This is a genomic window from Rhodococcus sp. T7, assembly GCF_009872365.1.
Classification (GTDB): Bacteria; Actinomycetota; Actinomycetes; order Mycobacteriales; family Mycobacteriaceae; genus Rhodococcus_F.
Genome location: NZ_WXYH01000243.1, coordinates 1 through 25,086 on the forward strand (window position 1 = coordinate 1; position 25,086 = coordinate 25,086).

The 25,086-nt window shown below is 69.1% G+C and carries 20 protein-coding genes; 13 read left to right on the forward strand and 7 right to left on the reverse strand.

Annotation, left to right across the window (positions count from 1 at the left end; all coding sequences use genetic code 11):
- Positions 1 to 149 precede the first annotated feature (149 nt).
- The 6 genes from miaA (at position 150) to MLGJGCBP_RS21640 (ending at position 6,843) form a co-directional block, all read left to right on the forward strand.
- Positions 150 to 1,079 (forward strand): tRNA (adenosine(37)-N6)-dimethylallyltransferase MiaA, encoded by a 930-nt coding sequence (gene miaA, locus MLGJGCBP_RS21615; RefSeq protein WP_201453154.1) that lies wholly within the window; start codon positions 150 to 152, stop codon positions 1,077 to 1,079.
- Entirely contained in the window at positions 1,076 to 1,924 is an 849-nt protein-coding gene (locus MLGJGCBP_RS21620; RefSeq protein ID WP_160097957.1) for a TrmH family RNA methyltransferase, read from the forward strand. The genes miaA and MLGJGCBP_RS21620 overlap by 4 nt, the downstream gene beginning before the upstream one ends.
- Before the next feature lie 36 nt (positions 1,925 to 1,960).
- Positions 1,961 to 2,830: a diaminopimelate epimerase gene (gene dapF, locus MLGJGCBP_RS21625; protein ID WP_160097958.1), complete on the forward strand. Its 870-nt coding sequence runs from the start codon at positions 1,961 to 1,963 to the stop codon at positions 2,828 to 2,830.
- A 58-nt stretch (positions 2,831 to 2,888) separates the two neighbouring features.
- Entirely contained in the window at positions 2,889 to 4,343 is a 1,455-nt protein-coding gene (gene hflX, locus MLGJGCBP_RS21630; RefSeq protein ID WP_160097959.1) for a GTPase HflX, read from the forward strand.
- The gene (locus MLGJGCBP_RS21635; RefSeq protein ID WP_160097960.1) at positions 4,336 to 5,451 is read left to right on the forward strand and encodes a hypothetical protein; all 1,116 of its coding nucleotides are present in this window, start codon (positions 4,336 to 4,338) and stop codon (positions 5,449 to 5,451) included. The genes hflX and MLGJGCBP_RS21635 overlap by 8 nt, the downstream gene beginning before the upstream one ends.
- A 69-nt stretch (positions 5,452 to 5,520) precedes the next feature.
- Positions 5,521 to 6,843, forward strand: coding sequence for an alpha/beta hydrolase (locus MLGJGCBP_RS21640; protein WP_160097961.1), 1,323 nt, complete (start codon positions 5,521 to 5,523; stop codon positions 6,841 to 6,843).
- Between the two features lie 14 nt (positions 6,844 to 6,857).
- On the opposite strand, the gene MLGJGCBP_RS21645 is transcribed toward MLGJGCBP_RS21640, so the two are convergent.
- The 4 genes from MLGJGCBP_RS21645 to MLGJGCBP_RS21660 are packed head-to-tail and all read right to left on the reverse strand — an operon-like array spanning position 6,858 to position 11,030.
- A complete protein-coding gene (locus MLGJGCBP_RS21645; RefSeq protein ID WP_005240765.1) occupies positions 6,858 to 7,115 on the reverse strand; it encodes an HPr family phosphocarrier protein in 258 nt (85 codons plus the stop codon).
- A gap of 57 nt (positions 7,116 to 7,172) precedes the next feature.
- Positions 7,173 to 9,269, reverse strand: a complete 2,097-nt coding sequence (locus MLGJGCBP_RS21650; protein WP_160097962.1) for a PTS fructose transporter subunit IIABC — start codon at positions 9,267 to 9,269, stop codon at positions 7,173 to 7,175.
- Between the two features lie 16 nt (positions 9,270 to 9,285).
- Entirely contained in the window at positions 9,286 to 10,266 is a 981-nt protein-coding gene (gene pfkB, locus MLGJGCBP_RS21655) for a 1-phosphofructokinase (RefSeq protein ID WP_087555807.1), read from the reverse strand.
- Positions 10,263 to 11,030: a DeoR/GlpR family DNA-binding transcription regulator gene (locus MLGJGCBP_RS21660; protein WP_087555994.1), complete on the reverse strand. Its 768-nt coding sequence runs from the start codon at positions 11,028 to 11,030 to the stop codon at positions 10,263 to 10,265. Before MLGJGCBP_RS21660 ends, pfkB begins: the two co-directional genes overlap by 4 nt.
- 197 nt (positions 11,031 to 11,227) lie before the next feature.
- Here MLGJGCBP_RS21660 and ptsP point away from each other — a divergent pair, with 197 nt between their 5' ends.
- The 3 genes from ptsP to MLGJGCBP_RS21675 all read left to right on the forward strand — a co-directional run bounded on the left by ptsP (position 11,228) and on the right by MLGJGCBP_RS21675 (position 15,570).
- On the forward strand, positions 11,228 to 12,898 hold the full coding sequence (ptsP, locus tag MLGJGCBP_RS21665; protein ID WP_087555808.1) for a phosphoenolpyruvate--protein phosphotransferase: 1,671 nt from the start codon (positions 11,228 to 11,230) through the stop codon (positions 12,896 to 12,898).
- An 81-nt stretch (positions 12,899 to 12,979) separates the two neighbouring features.
- Positions 12,980 to 14,317 (forward strand): uracil-xanthine permease family protein, encoded by a 1,338-nt coding sequence (locus MLGJGCBP_RS21670; protein ID WP_160097963.1) that lies wholly within the window; start codon positions 12,980 to 12,982, stop codon positions 14,315 to 14,317.
- Between the two features lie 110 nt (positions 14,318 to 14,427).
- A complete protein-coding gene (locus MLGJGCBP_RS21675) occupies positions 14,428 to 15,570 on the forward strand; it encodes an acyl-CoA dehydrogenase family protein (RefSeq protein ID WP_160097964.1) in 1,143 nt (380 codons plus the stop codon).
- Between the two features lie 133 nt (positions 15,571 to 15,703).
- On the opposite strand, the gene lexA is transcribed toward MLGJGCBP_RS21675, so the two are convergent.
- The gene (lexA, locus tag MLGJGCBP_RS21680) at positions 15,704 to 16,435 is read right to left on the reverse strand and encodes a transcriptional repressor LexA (RefSeq protein ID WP_160097965.1); all 732 of its coding nucleotides are present in this window, start codon (positions 16,433 to 16,435) and stop codon (positions 15,704 to 15,706) included.
- Between the two features lie 296 nt (positions 16,436 to 16,731).
- On the opposite strand from lexA, the gene MLGJGCBP_RS21685 reads away from it, so the two are divergent.
- Positions 16,732 to 17,229: a LysM peptidoglycan-binding domain-containing protein gene (locus MLGJGCBP_RS21685; RefSeq protein WP_160097966.1), complete on the forward strand. Its 498-nt coding sequence runs from the start codon at positions 16,732 to 16,734 to the stop codon at positions 17,227 to 17,229.
- A gap of 180 nt (positions 17,230 to 17,409) precedes the next feature.
- Positions 17,410 to 17,874: a transcriptional regulator NrdR gene (nrdR, locus tag MLGJGCBP_RS21690; protein ID WP_015890458.1), complete on the forward strand. Its 465-nt coding sequence runs from the start codon at positions 17,410 to 17,412 to the stop codon at positions 17,872 to 17,874.
- A 39-nt stretch (positions 17,875 to 17,913) separates the two neighbouring features.
- On the opposite strand, the gene hrpA is transcribed toward nrdR, so the two are convergent.
- Positions 17,914 to 21,801 carry an ATP-dependent RNA helicase HrpA gene (hrpA, locus tag MLGJGCBP_RS21695; RefSeq protein WP_160097967.1) on the reverse strand — a complete coding sequence of 1,296 codons (3,888 nt, stop codon included), beginning with the start codon at positions 21,799 to 21,801 and terminating at the stop codon, positions 17,914 to 17,916.
- A gap of 327 nt (positions 21,802 to 22,128) precedes the next feature.
- Between hrpA and MLGJGCBP_RS21700 the strand changes: the two genes are divergently transcribed.
- Entirely contained in the window at positions 22,129 to 23,208 is a 1,080-nt protein-coding gene (locus tag MLGJGCBP_RS21700; protein ID WP_160097968.1) for an alpha/beta fold hydrolase, read from the forward strand.
- On the opposite strand, the gene MLGJGCBP_RS21705 is transcribed toward MLGJGCBP_RS21700, so the two are convergent.
- Complete coding sequence (locus MLGJGCBP_RS21705; RefSeq protein ID WP_160097969.1) at positions 23,170 to 23,553, reverse strand: VOC family protein; 384 nt, start codon at positions 23,551 to 23,553, stop codon at positions 23,170 to 23,172. The genes MLGJGCBP_RS21700 and MLGJGCBP_RS21705 overlap by 39 nt on opposite strands.
- Before the next feature lie 156 nt (positions 23,554 to 23,709).
- Here MLGJGCBP_RS21705 and MLGJGCBP_RS21710 point away from each other — a divergent pair, with 156 nt between their 5' ends.
- Positions 23,710 to 25,074, forward strand: a complete 1,365-nt coding sequence (locus tag MLGJGCBP_RS21710; protein ID WP_160097970.1) for an MFS transporter — start codon at positions 23,710 to 23,712, stop codon at positions 25,072 to 25,074.
- Positions 25,075 to 25,086: the final 12 nt, after the last annotated feature.

Genomic DNA, 25,086 nt, shown 5'->3' on the forward strand with positions numbered 1-25,086 from the left:
CCGACTTCCCGGTGGCGGTCGGTCCGACGACGGCGATCGGCACGGGTGAGGTCACGGACGCCACTCCCCCACGCGGCGCCCGCCTCCTGCCGGACGCTGTACAGCGCCGCGCCCTACGGAGTCGGCTACCACGTGGGGGAGTGGCGTCCGTGACCTCACCCGTGCCGATCGCCGTCGTCGGACCGACCGCCACCGGGAAGTCGGATCTCGCGCTGGACCTGGCCGAGCGCCTCGGCGGCGAAATCGTCAACATCGACGCCATGCAGCTGTACCGGGGCATGGACATCGGCACCGCCAAACTCGCTCCGGCCGAACGCCGCGGAATACCGCATCACCAACTCGACGTGCTCGACGTGACGCAGACGGCCACCGTCGCGAACTATCAGCAGGCCGCGGTCCGCGACGTGGAGGCGATCGCCGCCCGCGGCGCCGTGCCGGTCATCGTCGGCGGATCGATGATGTACGTGCAATCGCTGCTCGACGACTGGAGCTTCCCCGCCACCGATGCGTCGGTACGGGCGCGATGGGAAACCGTCCTCGCCGAGCAGGGCGTCGCGGCCGTCCACGCCGAACTGGGCCGGGTGGATCCCGACGCCGCCGCATCGATCCTCCCCACCGACGGCAGGCGTCTGGTCCGGGCCCTCGAAGTCGTCGAGATCACCGGCAGGCCGTTCGCGGCGTCCGCACCGCGCATCGGCGAACCACGCTGGGGTGCACACATCGTCGGCGTCGACCGCGACACGGCCGAACTCGACGACCGGATCCGGCTCCGCACCCGGCTGATGTTCGAACAGGGACTCGTCGACGAGGTGCGCGGGCTGATCGACGTGGGACTGCGCGAGGGCGTCACCGCACCCCGGGCCATCGGCTACGCACAGGTCCTCGCGTGGCTCGACGGCGAATACGACCTGGCCGAGGCGGAGGAACGCACCTTCATCGGCACCCGGCGCTACGTGCGCAGACAACGGTCCTGGTTCCGCCGCGACCCCCGCATCCACTGGGTCGACGGAAACACCCCCGACCTCGCGGACGCCACGATCCGCACCCTCGACGAGACGCGAACACTGGGAGAACGATGAGCCGAACACCGTCCGGGCGGCACCGTCCGGCCTCGTCCGTGCTGGTGACCACCCGCAACGCCCGCTTCCAGCAGTGGCAGTCGTACCTCACCAACCGTGCCAAGCGGACGAAGGCGGGACGCTTCCTGATCCAGGGCGTGCGCCCCCTCAACCTCGCCCTGGAACACGACTGGCCGATCGAATCGCTGCTGCACCGTATCGACGGCCCGCCGCTGTCCGACTGGGCGCGGGAACTGCTCGCGACCCGATCCGTCGAACAGATCGGTGTCAGCGCCGAACTGATGGCCGAACTCGGCGAGAAGACCGACACCGCGCCGGAACTGATCGCGGTCGCGAAGACCCGTGCCCCGCGACTGAAGGACCTGCGACTGCAGTCCGTCCCCCTCATCGTCGTGTTCGACCGGCCCACCTCGCCCGGAAACCTGGGCACCCTCGTCCGCTCCGCCAACGCGTTCGGCGCCGACGCGGTCGTCGTGGTCGGCCACGGCGCCGACCCGTTCGACCCCCGGAGCGTCCGCGCGTCCACCGGGTCGCTCTTCGCGATGCCGGTCGTCACCGTGTCGTCCGTCGACGAGATCCTCGCCTTCCGCGAAGCCCGGAAAGCGTCCGGAACCGAACTGCACATCGTCGGGACGGACGAGACCGGTTCCGTCACCATCGACGCCCACGACTTCGGTGGCGGCACCGTGCTCGTGATCGGCAACGAGACCCGCGGGATGAGCGCCGCGTGGCGAAATGCCTGCGACACGGTCGTCAACATCCCGATCGGGGGCGCGGCCAGTTCCCTCGGCGCGCCCTCCGCCGGCGCCGTCGCCCTCTACGAAATCACCCGGCAGCGCAGATGAACTGCGCCCTCTCGGCCGTTGGTTAGAGTGGTGCGCATGGATTTCAGCAAGGGACACGGCACCGAGAACGACTTCGTGGTCCTCCCCGATCCCGACGTCCGCATCGATCTGTCCGCCCCGCGGGTGGCGGCGCTGTGCGATCGCAGGCGCGGACTCGGCGCCGACGGAATCCTGCGCGTCGCCAAGGCCGGGGCGCTGGTCGCTACCGGTGTGCTCGCCGAACTCCCGGACGGCACGTCCGAGGACGACTGGTTCATGGACTACCGCAACGCCGACGGGTCGATCGCGGAAATGTGCGGCAACGGTGTCCGCGTCTTCGCTCACTACCTCCGCTCGACCGGTCTCGAGACGCGCGACGAGTTCGTCGTCGGCAGCCGGGCCGGCGGCAAACCGGTGATCGTGCACTCGGCCGACGGCTCCGTCGGCGAGGTCACCGTCGACATGGGTGTGGTGCGCGATCTCGGGACGAGCGCCGCGACCATCGACGGCAAGGTGTTCAACGGCATCGGCATCGACGTCGGCAATCCGCACCTGGCATGTGTCGACGCGCACCTCACGGCGGCGTCCCTGTCGGCCCTCGACCTGACGGCCGCGCCCGGCTTCGATCCCGGTTTCTTCCCGCACGGCGTCAACGTGGAGATCCTCACCCGCATCGATTCGGGCGCCGTGGACATGCGGGTGCACGAGCGTGGGGTCGGCGAGACCCGGTCGTGCGGCACCGGCACGGTGGCCGCGGCCACCGCCGCACTGCGCTTCGACGGCGCCGATTCCGGTGAGGTGAATGTCCGCATTCCCGGAGGTCAGGTCACGGTGGCGCTGTCCGGCGGACGGGCGACGTTGCGCGGACCATCGGTCCTGGTGGCGTCCGGGAACCTCGACGACAAGTGGTGGAACGGCCTCGCCTGATCGCCCTGCGCGAAATGCACGTGCACGCCCTCGACATTCCGTGGGATCATGAGGGTGTATGACGAAATCACATCGCACAGAAGAATCGCCGACCTCCGACTCCACCGAGTTCGCCTACGACGACGGGCGCCCTTCGGTCGGCGAGATGCAACTCGAGGACCGCAGCGCGCTGCGCCGAGTTGCCGGGCTCTCCACCGAGCTCACAGACGTCACCGAGGTCGAATACCGGCAGCTGCGCCTCGAACGCGTGGTGCTCGTCGGTGTCTGGACCCAGGGAACCGCGGCGCAGGCCGAATCCAGCATGGCCGAACTCGCGGCGCTGGCCGAGACCGCCGGATCCGAGGTCCTCGAGGGCCTCGTCCAGCGGCGGGACAAACCCGACGCGGCCACCTACATCGGATCCGGCAAGGCCGAGGAACTCCGCGAGGTCGTGCTCTCGACCGGCGCCGACACCGTCATCTGCGACGGTGAACTCACCCCTGCGCAGCTGACCGCGCTGGAGAAGGTCGTCAAGGTCAAGGTCATCGACCGGACCGCCCTCATCCTCGACATCTTCGCCCAGCACGCCACGTCCAGGGAGGGTAAGGCGCAGGTGGCGCTGGCCCAGATGGAATACATGCTGCCCCGACTGCGCGGCTGGGGTGAATCGATGTCCCGGCAGGCGGGTGGACGCGCCGGCAGCAACGGCGGCGTGGGTCTGCGCGGTCCCGGTGAGACCAAGATCGAGACGGACCGCCGTCGTATCCGTGAGCGGATGGCCAAGCTGCGTCGCGAGATCAAGGGCATGAAGGCCGCCCGCGACACCAAACGCACCAGGCGTCTGCGCAGCGAGACCCCCTCCATCGCGATCGTCGGGTACACGAACGCCGGCAAGTCGAGCCTGCTCAACGCATTGACCGGATCCGGGGTGCTGGTGCAGAACGCACTGTTCGCCACCCTCGATCCCACCACCCGGCGGGCGGCGCTGGACGACGGCCGCGAATACGTCCTCACCGACACCGTCGGGTTCGTGCGGCACCTGCCGACACAGCTGATCGAGGCGTTCCGCTCGACGCTCGAGGAAGTGACGGACGCGGATCTGCTGCTGCACGTCGTCGACGGTTCCGATCCGCTGCCCACGGATCAGATCAAGGCCGTCCACGAGGTGATCACCGAGGTGATCCGGGAGAACGACGCCGCGGCACCGCCCGAGCTCATCGTGGTGAACAAGATCGACGACGCCGACCCGATCACATTGACCCAGCTGCGTAGCCTGCTGCCCGGCGCGTCGTTCGTCTCCGCCCGGACCGGCGAGGGCATCGCCGAGTTGCGGGCCCATCTCAGCGACGTCCTGATCCGCCCGGAAATCGAGGTCAGCGTTCTCCTCCCGTACAACCGGGGCGATCTGATGGCCCGGATCCACTCGGACGGTCAGATCCTCGACTCCTCCCACGAGGAGGACGGCACACGCGTCCACGCGCGGGTGCCCGAAGCGCTGGCGTCGGCACTGGTCGAGTACAGCGGCAGTGCCTGACCGCTCACGGTGGTCCGCCCGCGTGGCGGTCGCCGTGCTCGCGGCGTGCGCACCGCTCGCCGCGGCGGGAGTGGGGTCCGCTGAGCCGTTCTTCCGCGACCAGACCGCGGTCGACGCGTCGGAGTTCGGTCCGCTGTGCACTCCCGACGATTCCGCGGTCGGTACCCCGGACGAGGCCTCGCTCGAGGAGCTGTCGGGCCTCGTGTCGGCTGGGGGGCTGCTCTACGCGGTCGGCGACAGCGGGTCCGATCGCGCGGTCGCGGTGATGGACGGGAACTGCGCCGTGCAGCGCTGGCTTCCGCTGCCGGTCGATCCGTACGACGTCGAGGACCTGGCGTCCGGCCCCGACGGCCGGCTGTGGCTGGCCGACACCGGCGACAACGGACGCAGGCGCGAGACGGTGGCGTTGATCGCGATGGACCGTGACACGGGCGCGGGAGAACTGCATCGGCTGACGTATCCGGACGGCCCCCACGACGCCGAGACCGTCCTCGTCCAACGCGACGGCACCCCGTTGATCGTCACGAAGGAAGTGTTCGGGGCGGGCAACGTGTACCGGCCCGTCGGCGGTGTCGCCGTGGGCGACCTCGCGAGCCCCGGCCCGACCCCGCTGGAGAAGGTCGGAACGCTGGACGTCGCGGCGACGAACGGCGCCGACGACGCGACCACCGGCAGCGGCACCACGGCCCCGGCCGTGCATTCGGCGATGTTCACCGGCGGGGCCGTGTCCGCCGACGGGACCGTCGCCGCCGTGCGCAGCTATTCCGACGTGTTCCTGTTCTCCGCGCCGGACGGCGACCTGACGGCGGCGTTCGCGGCCGGACCCGTCGTGCGCGCACACGTGCCGGAGCAGCCGCAGGGGGAGTCGGTCGCGTTCACCGAGAACGGCGACCTGCTGATCGCCTCCGAGGCCAGGGAGGGGCCCGTTCCACCGATTCGGGTGCTGCCCGGGGCGGTGTCGAGGGTGCAGGAGCAGGCCCGTGTCCAGGCCGTCTCGGACGAGACGTCGACGCAGTCGCCGGGAACGCTGTGGGGGATCGGGGTCGCGGGCGGCGCAGTAGTGCTCGTCGTGGTCGCCGGCTATCTCGTCCGCCGTCGTGCCCGATAGGTCTGATTTGCGAGAAATGTTGCGAGCCTGATTCTTTCGGTGGGTGACACGGTGTGAATACTGGGCGCTGTGCACGCCCACGAGTTGTTGTCGCGTATCGCCCACCTGTCGCTCGAGCACGGTCGCGCCCGGTTCGCGTTGACGGCGGCCGTGCTGGGAGGCCTCGTCGTGTTGCTCGCGGCGACTCGTTCGGTCAGGCTGCGGGTCGTCGGCGCCGCGGCGGTCGCGGTGCCCGTGACCGCCGTGATCGGAGGCGTCGTGTGGGCGGCGTACCGTCCGCTGCCCAATCAGATACCGCTCACCGGGTACGCCTGGATCTGGCTCGCCGTCGGCGTCCTCGTCCTCGCCGGGGCGCTGCTGCTCCGGAAACCCGGCGTCCGGCGGGCCGGAGTGATCGGTGTGGCGGCCGCCGTGGTCGCGGCCGCGGCGGTGGGCCAGGTCAACGCGGAGGTCGGGGTCTTCCCGACGGCAGGCTCGCTGGTGGGGCACCGTCCACCGGCCACTGTTCAGCCGGTGGCGTTCGGTGATGTCTCCGGGTTCGAGGACTCGGTGCAGTCGGGGACCCCGATGGACTCGGCGTGGACACGTCCGGTGCGTACACCCGGCTCCGGTGTGGTGACCGAAGTGGAGATCCCGGGCACCGAATCCGGATTCGCGGCCCGGCCGGCCGTGCTGTACCTGCCGCCGGCGTACCTGACGTCACCCCGGGCGGTGCTTCCCGTCCTGGTGATGATCGCGGGACAGCCGGGGCGGCCCCAGGACTGGTTCAGCAGCGGACGACTGGGGTCCACGGTGGACGCGTATGCCGCACGGCACGACGGACTCGCACCGGTCGTCGTGGTCGTCGACGCGCTGGGGTCGCAGGACGCGAATCCGCTGTGCCTCGACTCGGCGCTCGGCAACGCCGCCACCTACGTGGCCCGCGACGTCCCTGCCTGGATCGAGACGTCTCTGCAGGTGTCGCACGATCCGGCACAGTGGGCGATCGGCGGATTTTCCTACGGCGGAACCTGCTCGATCCAGCTGGCGGTGAACTATCCGCGGACCTTCCCGACGTTTCTCGATTTCCTCGGTCAGGACGAGCCCTCGCTCGGCGATCACGCGGGGACGGTCGCGGCGACGTTCGGCGGCGACGAGCGCGCGTTCGCGGCGGTCAATCCGGCCGACGTGCTGAAGACACGGCAGTTCCCGGAGTTGACCGGGGTGTTCGTGGCCGGTGCCGCCGACGACGAGTACCGCCCGCAGCAGCAGCGAATGTTCGCTGCCGCGCGGGCGGCCGGTCTGAACGTGCGGTACTACGAGCTTCCCGGTGGCCACGAGGGCGCCACCTGGAGTGCGGCCCTCGAGCGCGAGATGGACTGGACCGGCCGTCGGCTGGGGCTCACCAGCTGACGGCCGGGTACCGGTCAGGCGTCGAGGTCGGCCGCCACCAGCTGCGCGACCTTCTCGACGGCGTCGGCGTCGTCGCTGGTGACCGTGACGTCGGTGCCCTTGGTGGCGCCGAGCGTCATGATGAGCAGTGCGGAACCGGCGTCCACGGGTTCGCTGTCCGCCACGGCCAGCGTGACGGGCACCCCGGCGGCGGCAACCGCTTCGGCGATGACGGCGGCGGGACGGGCGTGCAGGCCGATGGACGAACCGACGGCGACTGTGGTGCTGGGCATGGACTCTCTCCTCTGTCGGTGGGGTTGGTGCGGGTCGAGCGGGTCGATCTGTTTCTCTTACGCTGCGACTGTCGCAACGTCGGGGTCGAGTTCGGCGTCGGACGCGCCGGGCTTGATGAATTCCTTCGCGCCGACAACGCACAGTGCGGAGACGACGACACCGGCGGCCAGTGAGACGAGGAACCACAGCAGGTTGCCGATGGCGAAGAAGACGAAGATTCCGCCGTGCGGTGCGCTGAGCGTGACGTTGAACGCCATGATCAGGGCGCCGGTGACGGCGCCGCCGGCCATCATCGAGGGGATGACGCGCAGCGGGTCGGCGGCGGCGAACGGAATGGCGCCTTCGGAGATGAACGCCGAGCCGAGGAGCCAGGCTGCCTTGCCGTTCTCCCGTTCCGCCTCGCTGAACAGGCTGGGACGGAGGACGGTCGACGCCAGGGCCATGGCCAGCGGCGGGACCATGCCCGCAGCCATCACGGCCGCCATGATCCGCAGCGACGCGGTGTCGTTGACGTTGAGGCCGGCCACCGCGAACGCGTATGCGGCCTTGTTGACCGGGCCACCGAGGTCGAAGCACATCATCAGTCCGAGGATGATGCCGAGGAAGATGACGGAGCTACCGGACAGGCCGTTGAGCCAGTCCGTCATGCCCGTCGTGATCGCGGCCAGAGGTCGGCCCAGGACCAGGAACATGAGTGCGCCGACGATCAGCGTCGCGAACAGCGGGATGATCACCACAGGCATCAGGCCGCGCAACCACTGGGGCACCGGGATCCGGCTGATCCACAGCGCGACGCCACCGGCGATCAGACCGCCGACGAGGCCTCCAATGAATCCGCCGCCGACGAAGACCGCCACCGCACCGGCGGTGAAGCCCGGCGCCAGACCGGGCCGGTCGGCGATCGCGAAGGCGATGTAACCGGCCAGCGCGGGGACGAGGAAGCTGAACGCGAGCGAACCCAGCTGGAACAGCACCGCGCCCAGGTATGTCGTCAGGCCACCGTCGGGGAGTTGGCCGAGGGAGTTGTTGAGGACGATGTCCTCCGCGGGACCGGAGATCTCGTAGCCGCCGAGCAGGAACCCGAGGGCGATCAGCAGACCACCCGCGGCGACGAACGGGATCATGTAACTGACACCGGTGAGCAGCACCTGACGCAGGTGGGTGCCCCAGCCGATCGATCCGGCCGGCTCGTCCGCGGCGCTGCCCGCGCTACCCGCGTCGACGGTCACCGCGGACGGGTTCATGCCCGCACGCAGCGCCTCGGTGATCATGGTGTCGGGCTCGTTGATCGCGCGCTTGACTCCCGACGCGACCACCGGCTTGCCTGCGAAACGCTCCTTGCCCTTCACCCCGACGTCGGTGGCGAAGATGACGGCGGATGCGCCCGCGATCACCCCGGCTGCGAGCGGGGTGCTGCCGCTCGAACCCTGCGTCTCCACGTGGACGACGACGCCTGCGCGTTCGCCGGCGGCGACGAGGGAGTCGGCGGCCATGTAGGTGTGGGCGATGCCGGTCGGGCAGGCCGTGACCGCGACGATGTGCTTCGGCCCCGCCTCGGGCTCCGGTTCCTTTTCCGGGGCGACCGGTTCGGGCTTCGGTGCCGGAGCCGCGGCCGCAGCGGCGGGTGCAGCAGCGGCCGTCGCGGTAGCAGCGGGTGCAGCAGCGGCGGGTGCGGGTGCCAGGACGTCGTTCACCAGGGTGACGATCTCGGCGGGGGTCTTCGCATCACGCAGCGCGCCGACGAACGCCGGGCGGACCAGCGCCCGGGCGAGCGAGGAGAGCAGCTTCATGTGCTCCGCGCCCGCACCCTCGGGTGCGGCGATGAGGAATACCAGATCGGCGGGTCCGTCGGGGGCGCCGAAGTCGACCTTCGGGGCGAGCCGGGCGAATCCGAGAGATGCCGCGACGACGGCCTCCGAGCGGCAGTGCGGGATCGCGATCCCACCGGGAAGTCCTGTCGCCGATTGTGATTCACGCGCCAGCGCGGCGTCGCGGAGAGCATCCGCCTCCGTGGCGCGACCGGCGTCCGCCAGACGCTGGGAGAGCGCGGAGATCACGTCCTCCTTGGTGGCTCCGAGGTCGGTGTCCAGGGAGATCAGATCTTCGCTGATGATCTGCGGCCCCGAATCGCGGTCGGGTGTCGAGTGAGACATGGTGTTTCCTTCTGGTTCAGGCCGGATCGGGGGCGGGGGAGCTGAGGGCGGTGACGGTGACGGCGTCGATGTCGACGTGTTCGGGGGTCGGCAGGGTGGTGCCCGGGAGGGCGGCCGCCGCGCTGCCGTAGGCGACGGCGGATCGGAGGCAGTCCGCGGGCGACGCGCCGGACAGGTGCGCTGCCAGATAGCCGGCCAGGGAGGAATCGCCGGCGCCGACGGTGCTGCGCGCGACGATCGGTGGTGGCGTGGCCCACCAGGCGCCGGCCTCCGTCACGAGAACGGCGCCCGCGGCGCCGAGCGTGGCGAGGACGGCTTCGACCCCACGGTCCACGAGTTGCCTGCCCGCGTGGGCGGTGGCCGTCGGGTCCCCGCGCAGCGCCGACTCCTCGAGCAGGTGCCCGTCGGCGCCGGTGAGTTGCGCGAGTTCCTCGCTGTTCGGTTTCACGAGGTCGGGGCAGCCCGCCGGGAACCGGTCCGCGAGTGCTAGCAGTGGTGCGTCCGACGTGTCGACGGCGACCCGGCACGACGCCGAACGCAGTGCCTCGACGAGTGTGGCGTACCAGTCGGTGGGAATGCCCGGGGGAAGGGAACCGGACAGCACCACCCATTCGGCCCGGGACCCGCGTTCGATGATCTCCGACTGCAGGTCGGCGAGGGACCCGGCCGACATCGTGACACCGGGTTCGTTGATCTTGGTGGTGGTGCCGTCGGGTTCGGTGATGGTGATGTTGGTGCGTGCCGACCCGGACGTCGCCACGGTCACGTGCTCGATCCCGTGCTCGGACAGTGCGGTGAGCAGGGGGTCGCCCGCGTTGCCGGGCAGCACCGCCACAGCGTCGACACCGGCGGACGTGAGCGCGCGGGCGACGTTGACGCCCTTGCCTCCGGGGTCGCTGTGGGTCGCGGCTGCGCGCAGGACGGTGCCCCGTTCGAGGCGCCCGAGCAGGTTGACGGTGCGGTCGATGCTCGGATTGGCGGTCAGCGTGACGATCATGCGATCACCACCTCGATTCCCTGGTCGTGGAAATGGGCTCGGTCTGCGGAACTGATTTCGGCGTCGGTGACGAGGATGTCGACGCTGTGGATGGGGGCGAAGCTGACGAGGTGCTCCCGGCCGACCTTCGACGAGTCGGCGACCACGACGACGTGGTTGGCACACCGGACCATCGCGCGCTTGACCGCGGCCTCCTCGGTGTCCGGTGTGGACAGGCCGTGGCCGACGCTGAGCGCATTGGTGCCGATGAACGCGACGTCGACGCGAAGCACGTCGAGGATGCGCAGCGCCTCCTCGCCGACGGCGGCCTGCGTGATTCCGCGCACCCGGCCGCCGAGCATGTGCAGCGTCACCGAGTTGAGTCCCGCGAGCCGGGCCGCGATCGGCACCGAGTTGGTGATCACGGTGAGGTCCAGATCGGACGGGAGTTCCGGGATGATGCGCCCGGTGGTGGTTCCCGCGTCGAACAGCACGCTGCCACCGGACGGCGGCAGGTAGGCGGCGGCGCGCTTGGCGATCCGGTCCTTTTGCTCGGCGCGGGTGTGATCGCGCTCAGTCATGCCGGGCTCGGTGACGGTGAGGGAACCCGCGGGCACCGCGCCGCCGTGCACGCGGCGGACGTGGCCGAGGCGTTCGAGCAGCGCGAGGTCGCGGCGCACGGTCTCGGTGGTGACGCCGAAGGTGTCGGAGAGGTCGGCGACCGACATGCGCCCCCGCTGCGAGATCAGCGTGGTGACCGCTTGCTGGCGTTCTTCCGGATACACCGTGGCCCCGTTCCTGTTCTCGTCGATGAAGTGTTCGGTGACGAGATCCGTTATGGTCTGCATCACACGAAATGTTGTGTCATGTTGTTTTACGCCCGACTGTGTTGACATGTCAAGAGTTGAGAGTAATCTCCGTCACATAGTCGATTCGCATTTCCGACTGCGTGACGACAGAACGAGCCGGCCAGGAGGACCCGATGACCGAAGACCGTGAAATCGTGCGAGGTACGCCGGTGGTACCGGGCATTGCCTACGCGCCGGTGATCTGGCCGGCCCCGCGACCGGAGGTCGCACCCGGATCCGCCCGGATCGACGAGGCGTCGCGCGACGCGGAGAAGGTCCGCTTCGAGGAAGCGGCCGCCGTGGTGTCGCAGCGACTCCGCGACCGCGCGGCGAGCGTCTCCGGCGCCGCGGCAGAGGTGCTGCAGGCGAACGCGGCGATGGCCGCCGACCGCGGCTGGCTCGGTGCCGCGCAGAAGCTGATCGCCGGCGGAACCCCGGCCGGGGAGGCGGCAGCGGAGGCCACCGAGCAGTTCGCCACCCTGTTCACCAAGATGGGTGGGCTGATGGCCGAACGCGTGACCGACCTGCGCGACATCCGCGACCGCGTCGTCTCCGAACTCCTCGGTCTGCCCGAGCCCGGCATCCCTGTGCCCACGACCCCGTCGATCCTCTGCGCCCAGGATCTTGCGCCTGCCGACACCGCCGGTCTCGATCCCGAACTGATCGTCGGCCTCGTGACCGTTCTCGGCGGCCCCACGAGCCACACCGCGATCATCTCGCGGCAGTTGGGCATCCCGTGCGTCGTCGCGGTGCGCGATCTCGAATCCGTCGTCTCGGGCACCCCGGTCCTCCTCGACGGCTCGGCGGGTGAACTCGTGATGGAACCGGACCCGGTCGAGGCCCGCGCCGCCGTCGAACACGGCCGCGCCGAACGGCTCCGCATCCAGTCGTGGGAGGGGCCCGGCCGCACCAGCGACGGACACGCCGTGTCGATCCTCGCCAACGTGCAGGACGGGGCCGGGGCGCGGTCGGCGTCCGGGACCGCCGCCGAGGGCGTCGGACTGTTCCGCACCGAGTTGTGCTTCCTGGACCGCGATTCCGAGCCCGGAGTCGACGAGCAGGCCGAGATCTACGGCGAGGTGCTCGACGCGTTCGCGGGCCGGAAAGTGGTGATCCGGACCCTCGACGCGGGATCGGACAAACCGCTGCGCTTCGCCAATCACGCCGACGAGGCGAACCCCGCGCTCGGCGTTCGCGGTATCCGCATCGCCGAGCAGAACCCGGGCATCCTCAGCAGGCAACTCGACGCCGTCGCCGCCGCGGCCAAGCAGACGCAGTCGCAGCCGTGGGTGATGGCACCGATGATTTCGACTCCCGCCGAGGCCGAATCCTTCGCCGCCGAAGTCCGCGCCCGCGGCCTCGTGCCCGGTGTGATGGTCGAGGTGCCTGCCGCGGCGCTGCTGGCGGACCGCCTCCTGCGCCACGTCGACTTCCTGTCCATCGGCACGAACGACCTCGCGCAGTACACGATGGCCGCCGACCGGATGTCGTCCGACCTGGCCTCGCTCACCGACCCCTGGCAGCCGGCCGTTCTCGCGCTCGTCGCGCGCACGGCCGAGGCCGGCGTCGCGGCAGGCAAACCGGTCGGCGTCTGCGGCGAGGCCGCCGCCGACCCGCTGCTCGCCTGCGTACTGATCGGACTCGGCGTCACGTCGCTGTCCTGCGCGGGTGCCGCCGTCTCCGGAGTGGGGGCGAAGGTGGGATCGGTCACGCTCGACGACTGCCGCCGGGCCGCCGAGGACGTGCTCGCCACGAGCGATCCCGCGGAAGCGCGCGCCGCGGCGGTGCGGGTGCTCGGCACGTAGTCCCGGTTCCCGGCACGATTTTCGGCGGGATTCGGTCCCGAGGGCGCGAAACTCGCAGATCGTGCCTACGATTGGCCAACTGTGACGAAACGAGAAACCGGCGCACCCGGCACCCCCGACGGTCCGGTCGGCGGCTCTGCCGAGGTGTCCGCCCCCACAAGGGCCTTCGGGTGGACACTGCACGGCGACGGCAGGCGGATCGGCGAAGGCGAGGTGGTCGCTCCCGGCGAGCGCCTCACCTGGCCGCGCACGGTCGGAATCGGGATGCAGCACGTCATCGCGATGTTCGGCGCCACCCTCCTGGTGCCGACGATCACCGGGTTCCCGGTCACCACGACGCTGCTGTTCTCGGGGATCGGGACCGTCCTGTTCCTGCTCATCACCCGCGGCCGCATCCCCAGCTACCTGGGGTCGTCGTTCGCATTCATCGCGCCGCTGACGGCGTCGCAGAGTTCTGGTCCCGCAGCGCAACTCGGCGGCGTCGCGGCCGCGGGTCTGCTGCTGCTCGTCGTCGGTATCGCGGTGAAACTGGCCGGGTCGCAGGTCGTCGACGCGGTGATGCCGCCTGTCGTCACCGGTGCCGTGGTGGCGCTGATCGGACTCAATCTCGCACCCACCGCGGTGGATTCGTTCGAGTCGCAACCGCTGATCGCCGGGGTCACCCTGCTCGCGATCCTGCTCGTGACCGTCCTCGGCCCGGGGTTGCTGGGCCGACTCGGCATCCTCGTCGGCGTCGTCGTCGGCTGGGTGTTCGCCGCGGTGATCGGCGGTCTCGCGGAAGAGCGGGTGACGGCGTTGCGGGACGCGGCCTGGTTCGGTGTGCCCGAACTGCGGGGGCCGACGTTCGAATGGTCCGTGATCGCGCTGACCCTGCCGGTGGTGATCGTCCTGATCGCCGAGAACGTCGGCCACGTCAAGGCGGTGTCGGCCATGACGGGTCGCTCCCTCGACGACGTCGCCGGCAACGCCCTCGTCGCGGACGGACTTGCCACCACCCTCGCCGGGTTCGGCGGCGGGTCCGGAACCACCACCTACGCCGAGAACATCGGCGTGATGGCCGCGACGCGGGTGTACTCCACCGCTGCCTACTGGGTCGCGGCGGCCACGGCCGTGGTGCTCGCGTTCTCACCGAAGTTCGGGGCCCTCGTCTTCACCGTGCCGAACGGTGTCATCGGCGGCGCCACCCTCGTGCTGTACGGCCTGATCGGCGTCCTCGGCGTGCGGATCTGGATGGACGCCGAGGTCGACTTCACCGACCCCGTCAACCTCACCGTGGTCGCCGCGGCGCTCGTCGCCGGCATCGGCGACCTGACCTTGACGGTCGGATCGGTGGAACTCGGCGGCATCGCCTGGGGTTCGATGGGCATCCTCGTCGCCTACCCGGTGATGCGCCGGCTCGCGCGGTTCCGCAAACCCTGACACGGTGACCGGATGGGTCACGAATCCCGATCACCTGGGTCATTCACCCCGTAGGTCCTCGCCTCTACCGTCGAACGAGACGTAACAGACAGTTGATACGAGGAGTCGGCGTGGAGCGCACCCTGTTCGAACCGGAGCACGAACTGTTCCGGGAGTCGTACCGCAAGTTTCTCGCACAGCACGCCGAGCCGAACCACGCCAAGTGGGAAGAGCAGAACATCGTCGACCGCAGCCTCTGGGTCGAGGCCGGAAAGCAGGGCTTCCTCGGCATGGCCGTGCCGGAGGAATTCGGCGGCGGCGGCGTGCGCGACTTCCGGTACAACGCGATCATCACCGAGGAGACCACCCGCGGCGGGTACAGCGGCATCGGCTTCACGCTCCACAACGACGTCGTCGCGCCGTACCTGCTCGAACTGAGCAACGACGAGCAGAAGCAGCGGTGGCTGCCCGGCTTCGCGTCCGGTGAGCTGATCACGGCGATCGCTATGACCGAACCGGGAACCGGCAGCGACCTGCAGGGCATCAAGACGCGCGCCGTGCGCGACGGCGACGACTGGGTCCTCAACGGTTCCAAGACGTTCATCACCAACGGCATCAATGCCGACCTCGTGATCGTCGTCGCATGTACCGATCCCGACAAGGGAGCGCAGGGATTCAGCCTCCTCGTGGTCGAACGGGACATGCCGGGCTTCGAACGCGGCCGCAACCTCGACAAGATCGGGATGAAGGCCCAGGACACCGCGGAGTTGAGCTTCACCGACGTCCGCGTCCCTGCCGCCAACCTCCTCGGTGAGGAAGGCATGGGATTCCTCTACCTGATGAAGAACCTCCCGCAGGAGCGGCTGTCGATCGCCGTGGTGGCCGCCGCCGCAATGGAATCGGCGCTGGACATGACGATCCAGTACTGCCGCGACCGGAAGGCCTTCGGAAAGTCGATCGGCAGCTTCCAGAACACGCGCTTCGTGCTCGCCGAACTCGCCACCGAGGCGACGGCCGTCCGGGTCCTCGTCGACAAGTTCATCCAACTGCTCAACGACGAGAAACTGTCGGTGCAGGAAGCGGCGATGGCCAAGTGGTGGACCACCGAGGCGCAGGTCCGGCTGATCGACCGGTGCCTGCAGCTGCACGGCGGCTACGGCTACATGAAGGAGTATCCGATCGCGAAGGCGTACATGGATTCTCGGGTCCAGACCATCTACGGCGGGACCACCGAGATCATGAAGGAAATCATCGGTCGCGGACTCAATCTCTGACGCCGCACGACCTGCGTATCTGCAGGCGAACTTCGGCCTCCGGCCGTACCCGGGTGGATGCGAGTGGGGCCCCACGGCGATCGCCGTGGGGCCCCACTCGTGTCTGCCGACGGCAGGATTGGATACGGCAGGTCTAGATCTTGCGCATGACGGTGACGACCTTGCCGAGAATGGCGGCGTCGTTGCCGGGGATCGGATCGAACAGCGGATTGTGCGGCATCAGCCACACCTCGTTGTCGGTGCGCTTGAACGTCTTGACGGTGGCTTCGCCGTCGATCATCGCTGCCACGATGTCGCCGTTGTCCGCCACGTTCTGCTGCCGGACCACCACCCAGTCGCCGTCGCAGATCGCGGCGTCGATCATCGATTCGCCGACGACCTTGAGCAGGAACAGCGAACCCTGGCCCACGAGTTCACGGGGGAGCGGGAAGACGTCCTCGACGGCTTCCTCGGCGAGGATCGGGCCACCTGCGGCGATCCGGCCGAGGACGGGTACGAACGTGGGCTCCGGCAGGGTTGTGCTGTCGGACCCGGACTTGACCGTGGCCAACCCGGCAGCGGCGCCGGCGTTCGCAGCGGCGCCCGCCGCGACCTCGTCGAGACCGCGCACGTCGACGGCGCGCGGACGGTTCGGGTCCCGGCGCAGGAAGCCCTTCCGCTCCAGCGTCCGCAACTGATGGGCGACGGACGACGTGGAGGTTAGCCCCACCGCGTCGCCGATCTCGCGGATGCTCGGCGGGTAACCGCGCTCGTTGACCGACGTGCGGATCACCTCGAGGACACGGCGCTGCCGGTCGGTCAACCCGGCGGCGGAGCCACCGCTCACACGTGGAGTCGAACCGTCGGTCGAGCTGTCGTCCTTCATGGCGAGGTGCCTCCGTCTGTGTGTCGATCTTCTCGGTATGGGTCGCATGTGACTGCTGTGCCGCGTGACACGAATCTATCCCGCTTTCCTCGGAGTTTCAAACATCTGTTCGACACGTGTCGCGAGAAGTAGGGACTTTGTCGGAGGGTCGTGGTAGAAATCGAACATGTGTTCTTTCGAACGCGTGATCGAACACTTGTCCCGGATCGAATCGACATCAAAGTTCGCCATCAATAGTCCGACATCAATAGTCCGACATCAATAGTCCGACACAGATACGAGCAGCGGAGGTACCGATGAGCAACGCAGTTCTCCATCGGCAGGCAGTGCTGAACCGGCAGGCACTCGAGCGGGGTGTCGTCCGTTCCGGCGCCGCGCGGTCCTACCGCACCGAACCGGGGCGCCGGCGCACCGACGGGGAGTTGCGCCGTCCGTCGTCCGGCGCCGTCGCGTACCGGCCCACCCACACCGGCGTCTCCCGCGCCGACCACGAACGTGGGGCGAACGACGTGAGCTGGCGGACGGTGCTCGCGAGTGTCGTGATCACCGCCGGTGTGTTGTGCGGGCTGGCCGGAGTAGCGCAGCTCGCGACCGGCGGCAGTGTGAGCAATTCGGCGGCCACCGAGGTCGTGCAGGTGCAGCAGGGCGAGAGTCTGGCCGCGGTCGCTGCGCGGATCGCACCGGAAATGCCGGTGGCGCAGGTGATCGAGCGGATCATGGAGCTCAATGCCATGTCCAATTCGGCGCTGCACCCGGGCCAGAATCTGATCGTCCCGTCGTCCGCGACCCGATGACGGGGGTGGCTCTGCATGACTGTCCCGCCGGACGGCCGAGTAGTCTCGGAGGCTGTCAGTCCCACCACCGCGTGTGGTCGCGTCGAGATCGTGCATCCGCTGCGTGAATCCGTTTTCGTCGGTTCGCCATCGGGGGAGGCGAACAGTTGCGGCCACGACGGCTACGACGAAGGAATCGCCATGCACTGCCCGTTCTGCCGGCACCCCGATTCACGTGTGGTCGATTCGCGCGAAGCCGACGAGGGACAGGCCATCCGCCGTCGCCGCTCGTGCCCCGAGTGTGGTCGACGGTTCACCACCGTCGAGACCGCCGTCCTGTCGGTCGTCAAGCGCAGTGGGGTCACCGAACCGTTCAGCCGGGAGAAGGTGGTGCGGGGTGTCCGTCGCGCCTGCCAGGGCCGGCAGGTCGACAACGACGCACTGAATCTCCTTGCCCAGCAGGTCGAGGACGCGGTCCGCGCGTCGGGTTCCGCGGAGATCCCGAGCAACGAGGTGGGTCTCGCCATTCTCGGTCCGCTTCGTGACCTCGACGAGGTCGCGTATCTGCGTTTCGCGTCCGTGTACCGGTCGTTCAGCTCCGCAGAGGACTTCGCGCGCGAAATCAAAGAGCTACGCGAACACCGCGAATCCCGCGACGACGCCTGAGCCTGCGCGTCCGCGCATTTCTTGCATTGCCCTGCGCGTCTAGCGCACTTTCTGCATGGCGCTCAGTACTCGCTTCTCGGACACCGGGACCGGTGTTCCGAGTGTTTGAGCGAACAGGCTGACGCGCAGTTCCTCGATCATCCAGTGGATCGCGTCGACCTCGGGTGAGTGCTGCCGTTCTTCCGGCAGGCCGGCGAGCATCCGTTCGTAGCCGGCGTACACCCGGTCGAGGACATCCATCCCCTTCTGGTCGCGCGGTGCGCTCCCGGGGAGGGCTTCGAGCCGTGCGACGGCAGCCGCGAGGTAGCGGGGCAGTTCGCGGAGGCGGGTGGCGCCGATGTCGGCGACGAATCCGGGAAACAGCAGCGACTGCCGTTGTTCCCGCACGTCGTCGGCGGCCTCACCGGTGGCGCGTTCCAGCACGACGGCGAGCCGGTGGTCCGCTTCGAGGACCGGCGACACGAGTCGCACCAGCACCGCCACGTTCCGGGCCATCTCCGCACGCGCCTTCACCACCAGGGCGTCGAATTCCTGCGGTGTGCGCACGGGAGTGCCGTGGGCGGCGATCAACTGGTTCGCGGCGGCGGTGCGACAGTCGTCGATCAACGCGTCGAGGCTGCCGTCGGGGTTCTGCCCGAGCGCCAGCCGCTGTGCGTTGCCCAGTCCGGACGTCACCGTCTTCGCCTGGGTGGGAACGGCGGCCAGCAGCAGCCGGCGCGTTCCGTCGCGCATCGCGGCTCGCTGGGCGGCGGCGGTGCTGAGGACGCGGACGGCGACACCGTCACCCTCCGGGACCAGGGCGGGGTAGCCGGTGACCTTCTGCCCGCCGAGTTCGCGGGTGACGGTGGCCTCGAGGGAACCGAGGGTGGCGGGGGTCCACGTGAGTGCGGGCGGTCGCTCCGAGTTCGACGCCGCCTTCGCCACTTCCACCTGGACGCGGGGAGCGAGCGACTTGCGCAGCGACGCGAGGTCCTTGTCCCTGCCGAGGACGGCGCCCTTCTCGTCCACGGCGACGAACGTCATGCGCAGGTGGTCGGGAAGTGCGGTGACGTCGAAGTCCTTCGGGTCGATGCGGCAGGCACCGAGCCGCGACAGTTCGCGCGCCATCGCCGTGGTGAGCGGTTCGGAGCGGGGTTTCACCGCGGCCAGTGCGGCGGCCGCGAAGTCCGGTGCCGGAACCACCTGTCGGCGAAGGGTCTTCGGGAGCGTCTTGATCAGGGCGGTGACCAGTTCGACGCGCATGCCGGGGACCAGCCAGTCGAAGCCGACGGCGCGCAGCCCAGCGAGCAGCGCGATCGGGATGCGGGCGGAGACGCCGTCGTCTTCGTTCCCGGGCTCGAACTGGTAGGTGAGCGGGACCTGCATGTCGCCCTGACGCCACGCATCGGGGTATTCGCCGCCGAGTACCGCGGCCGAATCGGCGTTGACGACCGTCGACTGGGTGAACGTGAGCAGGTCCGGATTCGTGCGGCGGGCGACCTTCCACCACGAGTCGAAATGCCGGGCGGAGACCGCCTCCGGGCCGACGCGCTGATCGTAGAAGTCGTAGAGAGTGTCGTCGTCGACGAGGATGTCGCGCCTGCGGGCGCGGTGCTCGAGTTCCTCGACGTCTTCGAGGAGTGCGCGGTTGGCGTGGAAGAACTTGTGCTGCGTCTGCCATTCGCCCTGCACCAGGGCATGGCGGATGAACAGGTCCCGAGATGTCTCGGGGTCGATGGTGCTGTAGGTCACCGCACGCCGGGCGACGAGGGGGATCCCGTACAGCGTCACGCGTTCGTAGGCCATGGCGGCTCCGCGTTTCGACGACCAGTGCGGTTCGGAGTACGTGCGTTTCACGAGGTGCGGCGCCAGCTTCTCGGCCCATTCTGGTTCGATCCTGGCCGACATCCGCGCCCACAGCCGGGACGTCTCGACCAGTTCGGCGGCCATCACCCATCGCGGCGGCTTCTTGAACAGGCTCGAGCCGGGGAACACCGCGAATCGGCTTCCGCGGGCGCCGAGGAAGTCTCGTTTGTCACCCTCGCGCAGCCCGATGTGTGACAGCAGTCCGGCGAGCAGGGACTGGTGGATCGCCGCCTCGCCCGCCGGGGTGCCGGTGGTGTCCCAGCCGAGGCCCCGGGTGATCTGGCGGAGCTGACCGTGCAGGTCCTGCCATTCGCGGATGCGCAGCCAGTGCAGGAACTCGTTTCGGCACATCTTGCGGAACTGGTTGGACGACAACTCGTTCCGCTGCTCGCGCAGGTACTTCCACAGTTCGAGGTAGGCGAGGAAGTCGGAATTCTCCACGGCGAACCGGGCGTGCTTCTCGTCGGCCGCCTGCTGGTACTCGGCGGGACGTTCGCGCACGTCCTGGATGGAGAGGGCGGCGACGATCACGAGCACCTCGGACAGGCAGCCGTTCCGGTGTGCCTCGACGAGCATCCGCGCCATGCGCGGATCGACGGGGATCTGCGCGAGCTCCCGTCCGACCGGGGTGAGGACGGGCTGCTCGTTCTGGGCCTTCCGTTCGATCGCGCCGAGTTCCTCGAGCAGGCCGATGCCGTCGCGGACGGCCCGCGGGTCCGGCGGCTGCACGAACGGGAACGCGGCGACGTCGCCGAGGCCGAGCGCCGTCATCTGCAGGATGACGGACGCGAGGTTGGTGCGCAGGATCTCCGGCTCGGTGAACGCGGGCCTCGACTCGAAGTCCTCCTCGGAGTAGAGGCGGATGCAGATGCCCTCGGCGACACGGCCGCAACGACCGGACCGCTGGCGGGCGGACGCCTGCGAGATCGATTCGATCGGCAGGCGTTGCACCTTGGTGCGCACCGAGTAGCGGGAGATGCGGGCGGTGCCCGGGTCCACGACGTACCGGATGCCGGGCACGGTGAGCGAGGTCTCCGCGACGTTCGTCGACAGCACGACCCGCCGCCCGGTGTGCGGGGTGAACACCTTGTGCTGTTCCGCTGCCGACAGTCGCGCGTACAGGGGGACGATCTCGGTGCCCCGCAGTCTGCGGTCGCGGAGGGCGTCGGCGGTGTCGCGGATCTCCCGTTCGCCGGAGAGGAAGACGAGGATGTCGCCGTCGCCCTCGCCGGAGAGCTCTTCGACCGCCTCGCACACCGCGTCGACGGGGTCGCGGTCGAACGTCTGCTCGCCGACGTCCACCGTGAGCGGTCGATACCGCATCTCGACGGGGAACGTGCGCCCGGACACCTCGACGATCGGCGCGGGCACGCCGTCGGCGGCGAAGTGTTCCGCGAAGCGTTCCGGGTCGATCGTCGCCGACGTGATGATCACCTTCAGGTCGGGCCTGCGGGGGAGCAGCTGGCGCAGGTATCCGAGGATGAAGTCGATGTTGAGGCTGCGTTCGTGCGCCTCGTCGATGATGAGGGTGTCGTACCGGCGGAGCATCCGGTCGCGCTGGATCTCGGCGAGCAGGATTCCGTCGGTCATCAGCTTCACCAGCGTGCCGTCCGACACCTGGTCGGTGAATCGCACGGTGTAGCCGACGGTCTCACCGAGTTCGCTGTGGAGTTCCTCGGCGATGCGCTCGGCGACCGTCCGCGCCGCGAGACGGCGGGGCTGGGTGTGTCCGATGAGACCGCGGACGCCGCGGCCGAGTTCGAGGCAGATCTTCGGGATCTGCGTCGTCTTGCCGGATCCCGTCTCGCCGGCCACGATGACGACCTGATTCTCGGCGATCGCCTTCGCGATGTCGTCGCGGCGCCGGCTGACCGGCAGTGCGTCGGGGTACTCGATGGCGGGAACGCTGTCGAGTCTCCGGGTGATGCGGCCGCGTGCGGCGTCGATCTCGTCGGACAGGGAGGCGAGGGCGTCGGGGGTGCGGGCACGGTCGAGTCGCCGGCGGAGCCGGTGTTCGTCGCGCAGAGTGAGTTCGCCGAGGCTGTTCTTCAGTTCCCGCCGGCTGGGTGCTGTGGTGGACATGCTGGACCCCAGCCTAGCCAACCCGGTGGATCACCCGGTGCCGCGCCCGCCCGTGTGCGAATATCGGCGGATGGACGCCGCCGTCGTCACGGAGCTGCGCGGTCGGAGGATCGTTCGGGTTCTGCGGGCGGTGTTCGCCGGTCTACGGGATGATCGCGTTGCTGTGGATTCCCCTCCGCAACGTCGGCAGCGACGACTTCTCGCCGGCCGACTACGGCGACGACCGGTAGCGGCGAAGCCTCGCGCAGCCGATTCGTAGGCCGCGCTATCCTCCACACGACAGGCGTCCACGCGATCATCCGTGACTTCGGCAACGGCTGGGAGACTATGTTCGACGAGTTCGCAGGGGAGACCTTCGACCTGCTCACCCGCGACCGCGGCAGTGTCGTCGCCGCCGACGACGGGGTGCCCCTCGCGGTGCGCGAGGTGGGTCCGGCGTTCGCGGCGTTGACCGTGGTGTTCGTCCACGGATTCTGCAACCGGATGACGGGCTGGCACTTCCAGCGGGTTCAGCTCGAGGAGGCGTGGGGCTCGACGATCCGCATGGTGTTCTTCGACCTGCGGGGGCACGGCAACTCCGGAGTGCCGCGGCGGGACACGTGCACGATCCCGCATCTCGCGCAGGACATCGACGCAGTGATCCGGGCGCTGGTGCCGGAGGGGCCGATCGTGCTGGTCGGCCACTCGATGGGCGGTATGGCAGTCCTCTCGTACATCGGCCGGAATCCCGATCTGATCGGTTCCCGCATCGTCGGGGTGGGTCTGATCGCCACCGCTGCGGAGAAACTGGGTGACGTGGGGCTCGCGCGCACCCTCAACACGCCCGTCGTCGCCGGATTCAGCACCGCGGCCCGTCACCTGCCCAGGGTGGTCCAGAGCGGTCGCGGCGCGAGCAAGCGGGTGCTGGCGCCGATCCTGAGGTCGGCGTCGTTCGGTGACCGCACCATCAGCCCGGCGATCATGTGGCACTCCGAGCAGATGATCAACGACACATCCCTCAAGACGCTCGTCGACTTCCTGCCGTCGTTCAAGAATCACGACGAGACGGCCGCGGTGCCGTTGCTCGCGCCGATCGAGACGCTCGTGGTGTGCGGCGACCGCGACCTGCTGACCCCGTTCCGGTATTCGAAGGCCATCGCCGGTCATCTGCCGGACGTAGAACTGGTGAAGGTGCCCGGCGCGGGACACATGGTGCAGCTGGAGCGCGCGCAGCTGGTCACGGACGCGATCGATCGTCTCCTGATCCGTTCCGTCGAAACCCTGCCCACACCGAGCGCCTGGAGCGAATGGGTGCGGGTGGCCACGGACTACGTCGACCACGTGCGGCACTGGGTCGCCCACGGCGGGCCCGCCGCCTGGTGGCGGGGGCTACGCGGTGGTCCCGTCGCCGGACCCACGTTCCGGTAGCACGCAGAATTCGTTGTCCTCGGGGTCGGCGAGGACCACCCACGGCACCTTCGGGTCGTCGCCGAGCCTCCGGGCGCCGAGGGCGAGGAGCCGCTGCACCTCCTCGTCCCGGGTTCCGGACGACGGTGCGATGTCGAGGTGCAGGCGGTTCTTCCCGGTCTTCCGGTCGTCGACCGGCTGGAACACCAGGGTCGTGGACCCCGGCGCGCCCGCTTCGACGTACTCGCGCCCGTACGCGTCCGACCACCGGCGGGTCGACGGATAACCCAGGGCCTCGCACCAGAATCGTGCCAGTGCTTCCGCGTCCCGGCAGTCGACGGCGATGGCGATGATTCGGCTGGTCATGGGTTGCGGATACCCGGGCGACGGCGGCCGCACACGCCCGCCGTCACGGCGCCGGCGGGCCTCGGCGGCGCGTCCGTAAATGGCAAACTCGCGACAACACGTGCCACTCGGGACACAATGAGGGAACGCGAAAACCGGCCCGAGGAGGCGGGATCTATGGCATCGGCGAATTCTTCAGACGAGCAGGAAACCCTCCCACCAGGTGTTCTCCGGCGCGCGATCGCGGCGTCGGCGATGGGCAACGCCACCGAATGGTTCGACTACGGCGTGTACGCGTTCACGGTGTCGTACATCTCGGCCGCGTTCTTCCCCGGCGACACCGGTTCGGCCACCCTCTACGCGCTGCTCGTGTTCGCCGTGTCCTTCGTTGTGCGACCGCTCGGCGGCCTGGTGTGGGGTCCGCTGGGTGACCGGCTCGGACGCCGTCAGGTTCTGGCGCTGACGATCATCCTGATGGCGGGCGCGACGTTCTGCGTCGGCCTCGTGCCGAGCTACGACGCCATCGGTTTCTGGGCGCCCCTGCTGCTGGTGCTGCTGCGCATGATCCAGGGCTTCTCGACCGGCGGCGAATACGGCGGCGCGGCAACGTTCATGGCCGAGTACTCGCCGGACCGCAAGCGCGGCTTCTGCGGAAGTTTCCTCGAGTTCGGCACCCTCGGCGGGTACGCGCTCGGCGCGATCGTGGTCCTGATGGTGGAGTTGTTCTCCAGCGATCCTTTCATGTCCACCTGGGGCTGGCGTATCCCGTTCCTGATCGCCGGACCGATGGGCTTGATCGGCCTCTACCTGCGAACCAAGCTCGAGGAGACACCCGTCTTCCGGGAACTGGACGCGGAAGGCGCGGTGGAGTCGGGGACGACCCACGAGTTCAAGGACCTGATCACCGAGTACTGGAAGCCGTTGCTGCTCCTCGGCGGACTCGTCATCGCGTTGAACGTCACCAACTACACCCTGCTCAGTTACATGCCGACGTATCTGGAGACACAGATCGGGCTGACGTCCACCGCGTCGCTGACCCTGTTCATCGTCGGGCAGATCGTGATGATGGCGGTCATTCCGTTCGCGGGCGGGTTGTCGGACCGGGTGGGCCGCAAGCCGTTGTGGTACGGCTCGCTGGTGGGTCTGATCGTGCTCGCCGTCCCCATGTACCTGCTGATGCGTCAGGGTTTCGGATGGGCGATCGTCGCCTTCGCGGTGCTCGGGTTGCTGTACGTCCTGCAGCTGTCCACGATCTCGGCGACGTTCCCGGCGATGTTCCCGACACACGTGCGGTTCGCGGGGTTCGCCATCGCGTACAACGTGTCGACGTCGCTGTTCGGTGGCACGGCCCCCGCCCTGAACGAACTGCTCATCGAATGGACCGGCAACACTCTCATGCCGGCGTTCTACATGATGGCCGCGTGCGGGATCGGTCTCGTCGCGCTGTACTTCGTGGCGGAGACCGCCGGCGCGTCCATCCGCGGTCGCGGGATCCCGGGCGTCGACACGGAGGCTCACCCCACCGCCCTGGCGCACAAGTGATGCGCCACGATC

What these genes read in the sequence shown, in the direction of transcription:
- MLGJGCBP_RS21620 (WP_160097957.1), top strand. Translation starts at nt 1,076, where the DNA reads ATGAGCCGAACACCGTCCGGGCGGCACCGTCCGGCCTCGTCCGTGCTG.
- dapF (WP_160097958.1), top strand. Translation starts at nt 1,961, where the DNA reads ATGGATTTCAGCAAGGGACACGGCACCGAGAACGACTTCGTGGTCCTC.
- hflX (WP_160097959.1), top strand. Translation starts at nt 2,889, where the DNA reads ATGACGAAATCACATCGCACAGAAGAATCGCCGACCTCCGACTCCACC.
- MLGJGCBP_RS21645 (WP_005240765.1), bottom strand. Translation starts at nt 7,115, where the DNA reads ATGCCCAGCACCACAGTCGCCGTCGGTTCGTCCATCGGCCTGCACGCC.
- MLGJGCBP_RS21650 (WP_160097962.1), bottom strand. Translation starts at nt 9,269, where the DNA reads ATGTCTCACTCGACACCCGACCGCGATTCGGGGCCGCAGATCATCAGC.
- pfkB (WP_087555807.1), bottom strand. Translation starts at nt 10,266, where the DNA reads ATGATCGTCACGCTGACCGCCAATCCGAGCATCGACCGCACCGTCAAC.
- ptsP (WP_087555808.1), top strand. Translation starts at nt 11,228, where the DNA reads ATGACCGAAGACCGTGAAATCGTGCGAGGTACGCCGGTGGTACCGGGC.
- lexA (WP_160097965.1), bottom strand. Translation starts at nt 16,435, where the DNA reads ATGAAGGACGACAGCTCGACCGACGGTTCGACTCCACGTGTGAGCGGT.
- MLGJGCBP_RS21685 (WP_160097966.1), top strand. Translation starts at nt 16,732, where the DNA reads ATGAGCAACGCAGTTCTCCATCGGCAGGCAGTGCTGAACCGGCAGGCA.
- nrdR (WP_015890458.1), top strand. Translation starts at nt 17,410, where the DNA reads ATGCACTGCCCGTTCTGCCGGCACCCCGATTCACGTGTGGTCGATTCG.
- hrpA (WP_160097967.1), bottom strand. Translation starts at nt 21,801, where the DNA reads ATGTCCACCACAGCACCCAGCCGGCGGGAACTGAAGAACAGCCTCGGC.
- MLGJGCBP_RS21700 (WP_160097968.1), top strand. Translation starts at nt 22,129, where the DNA reads ATGTTCGACGAGTTCGCAGGGGAGACCTTCGACCTGCTCACCCGCGAC.
- MLGJGCBP_RS21705 (WP_160097969.1), bottom strand. Translation starts at nt 23,553, where the DNA reads ATGACCAGCCGAATCATCGCCATCGCCGTCGACTGCCGGGACGCGGAA.
- MLGJGCBP_RS21710 (WP_160097970.1), top strand. Translation starts at nt 23,710, where the DNA reads ATGGCATCGGCGAATTCTTCAGACGAGCAGGAAACCCTCCCACCAGGT.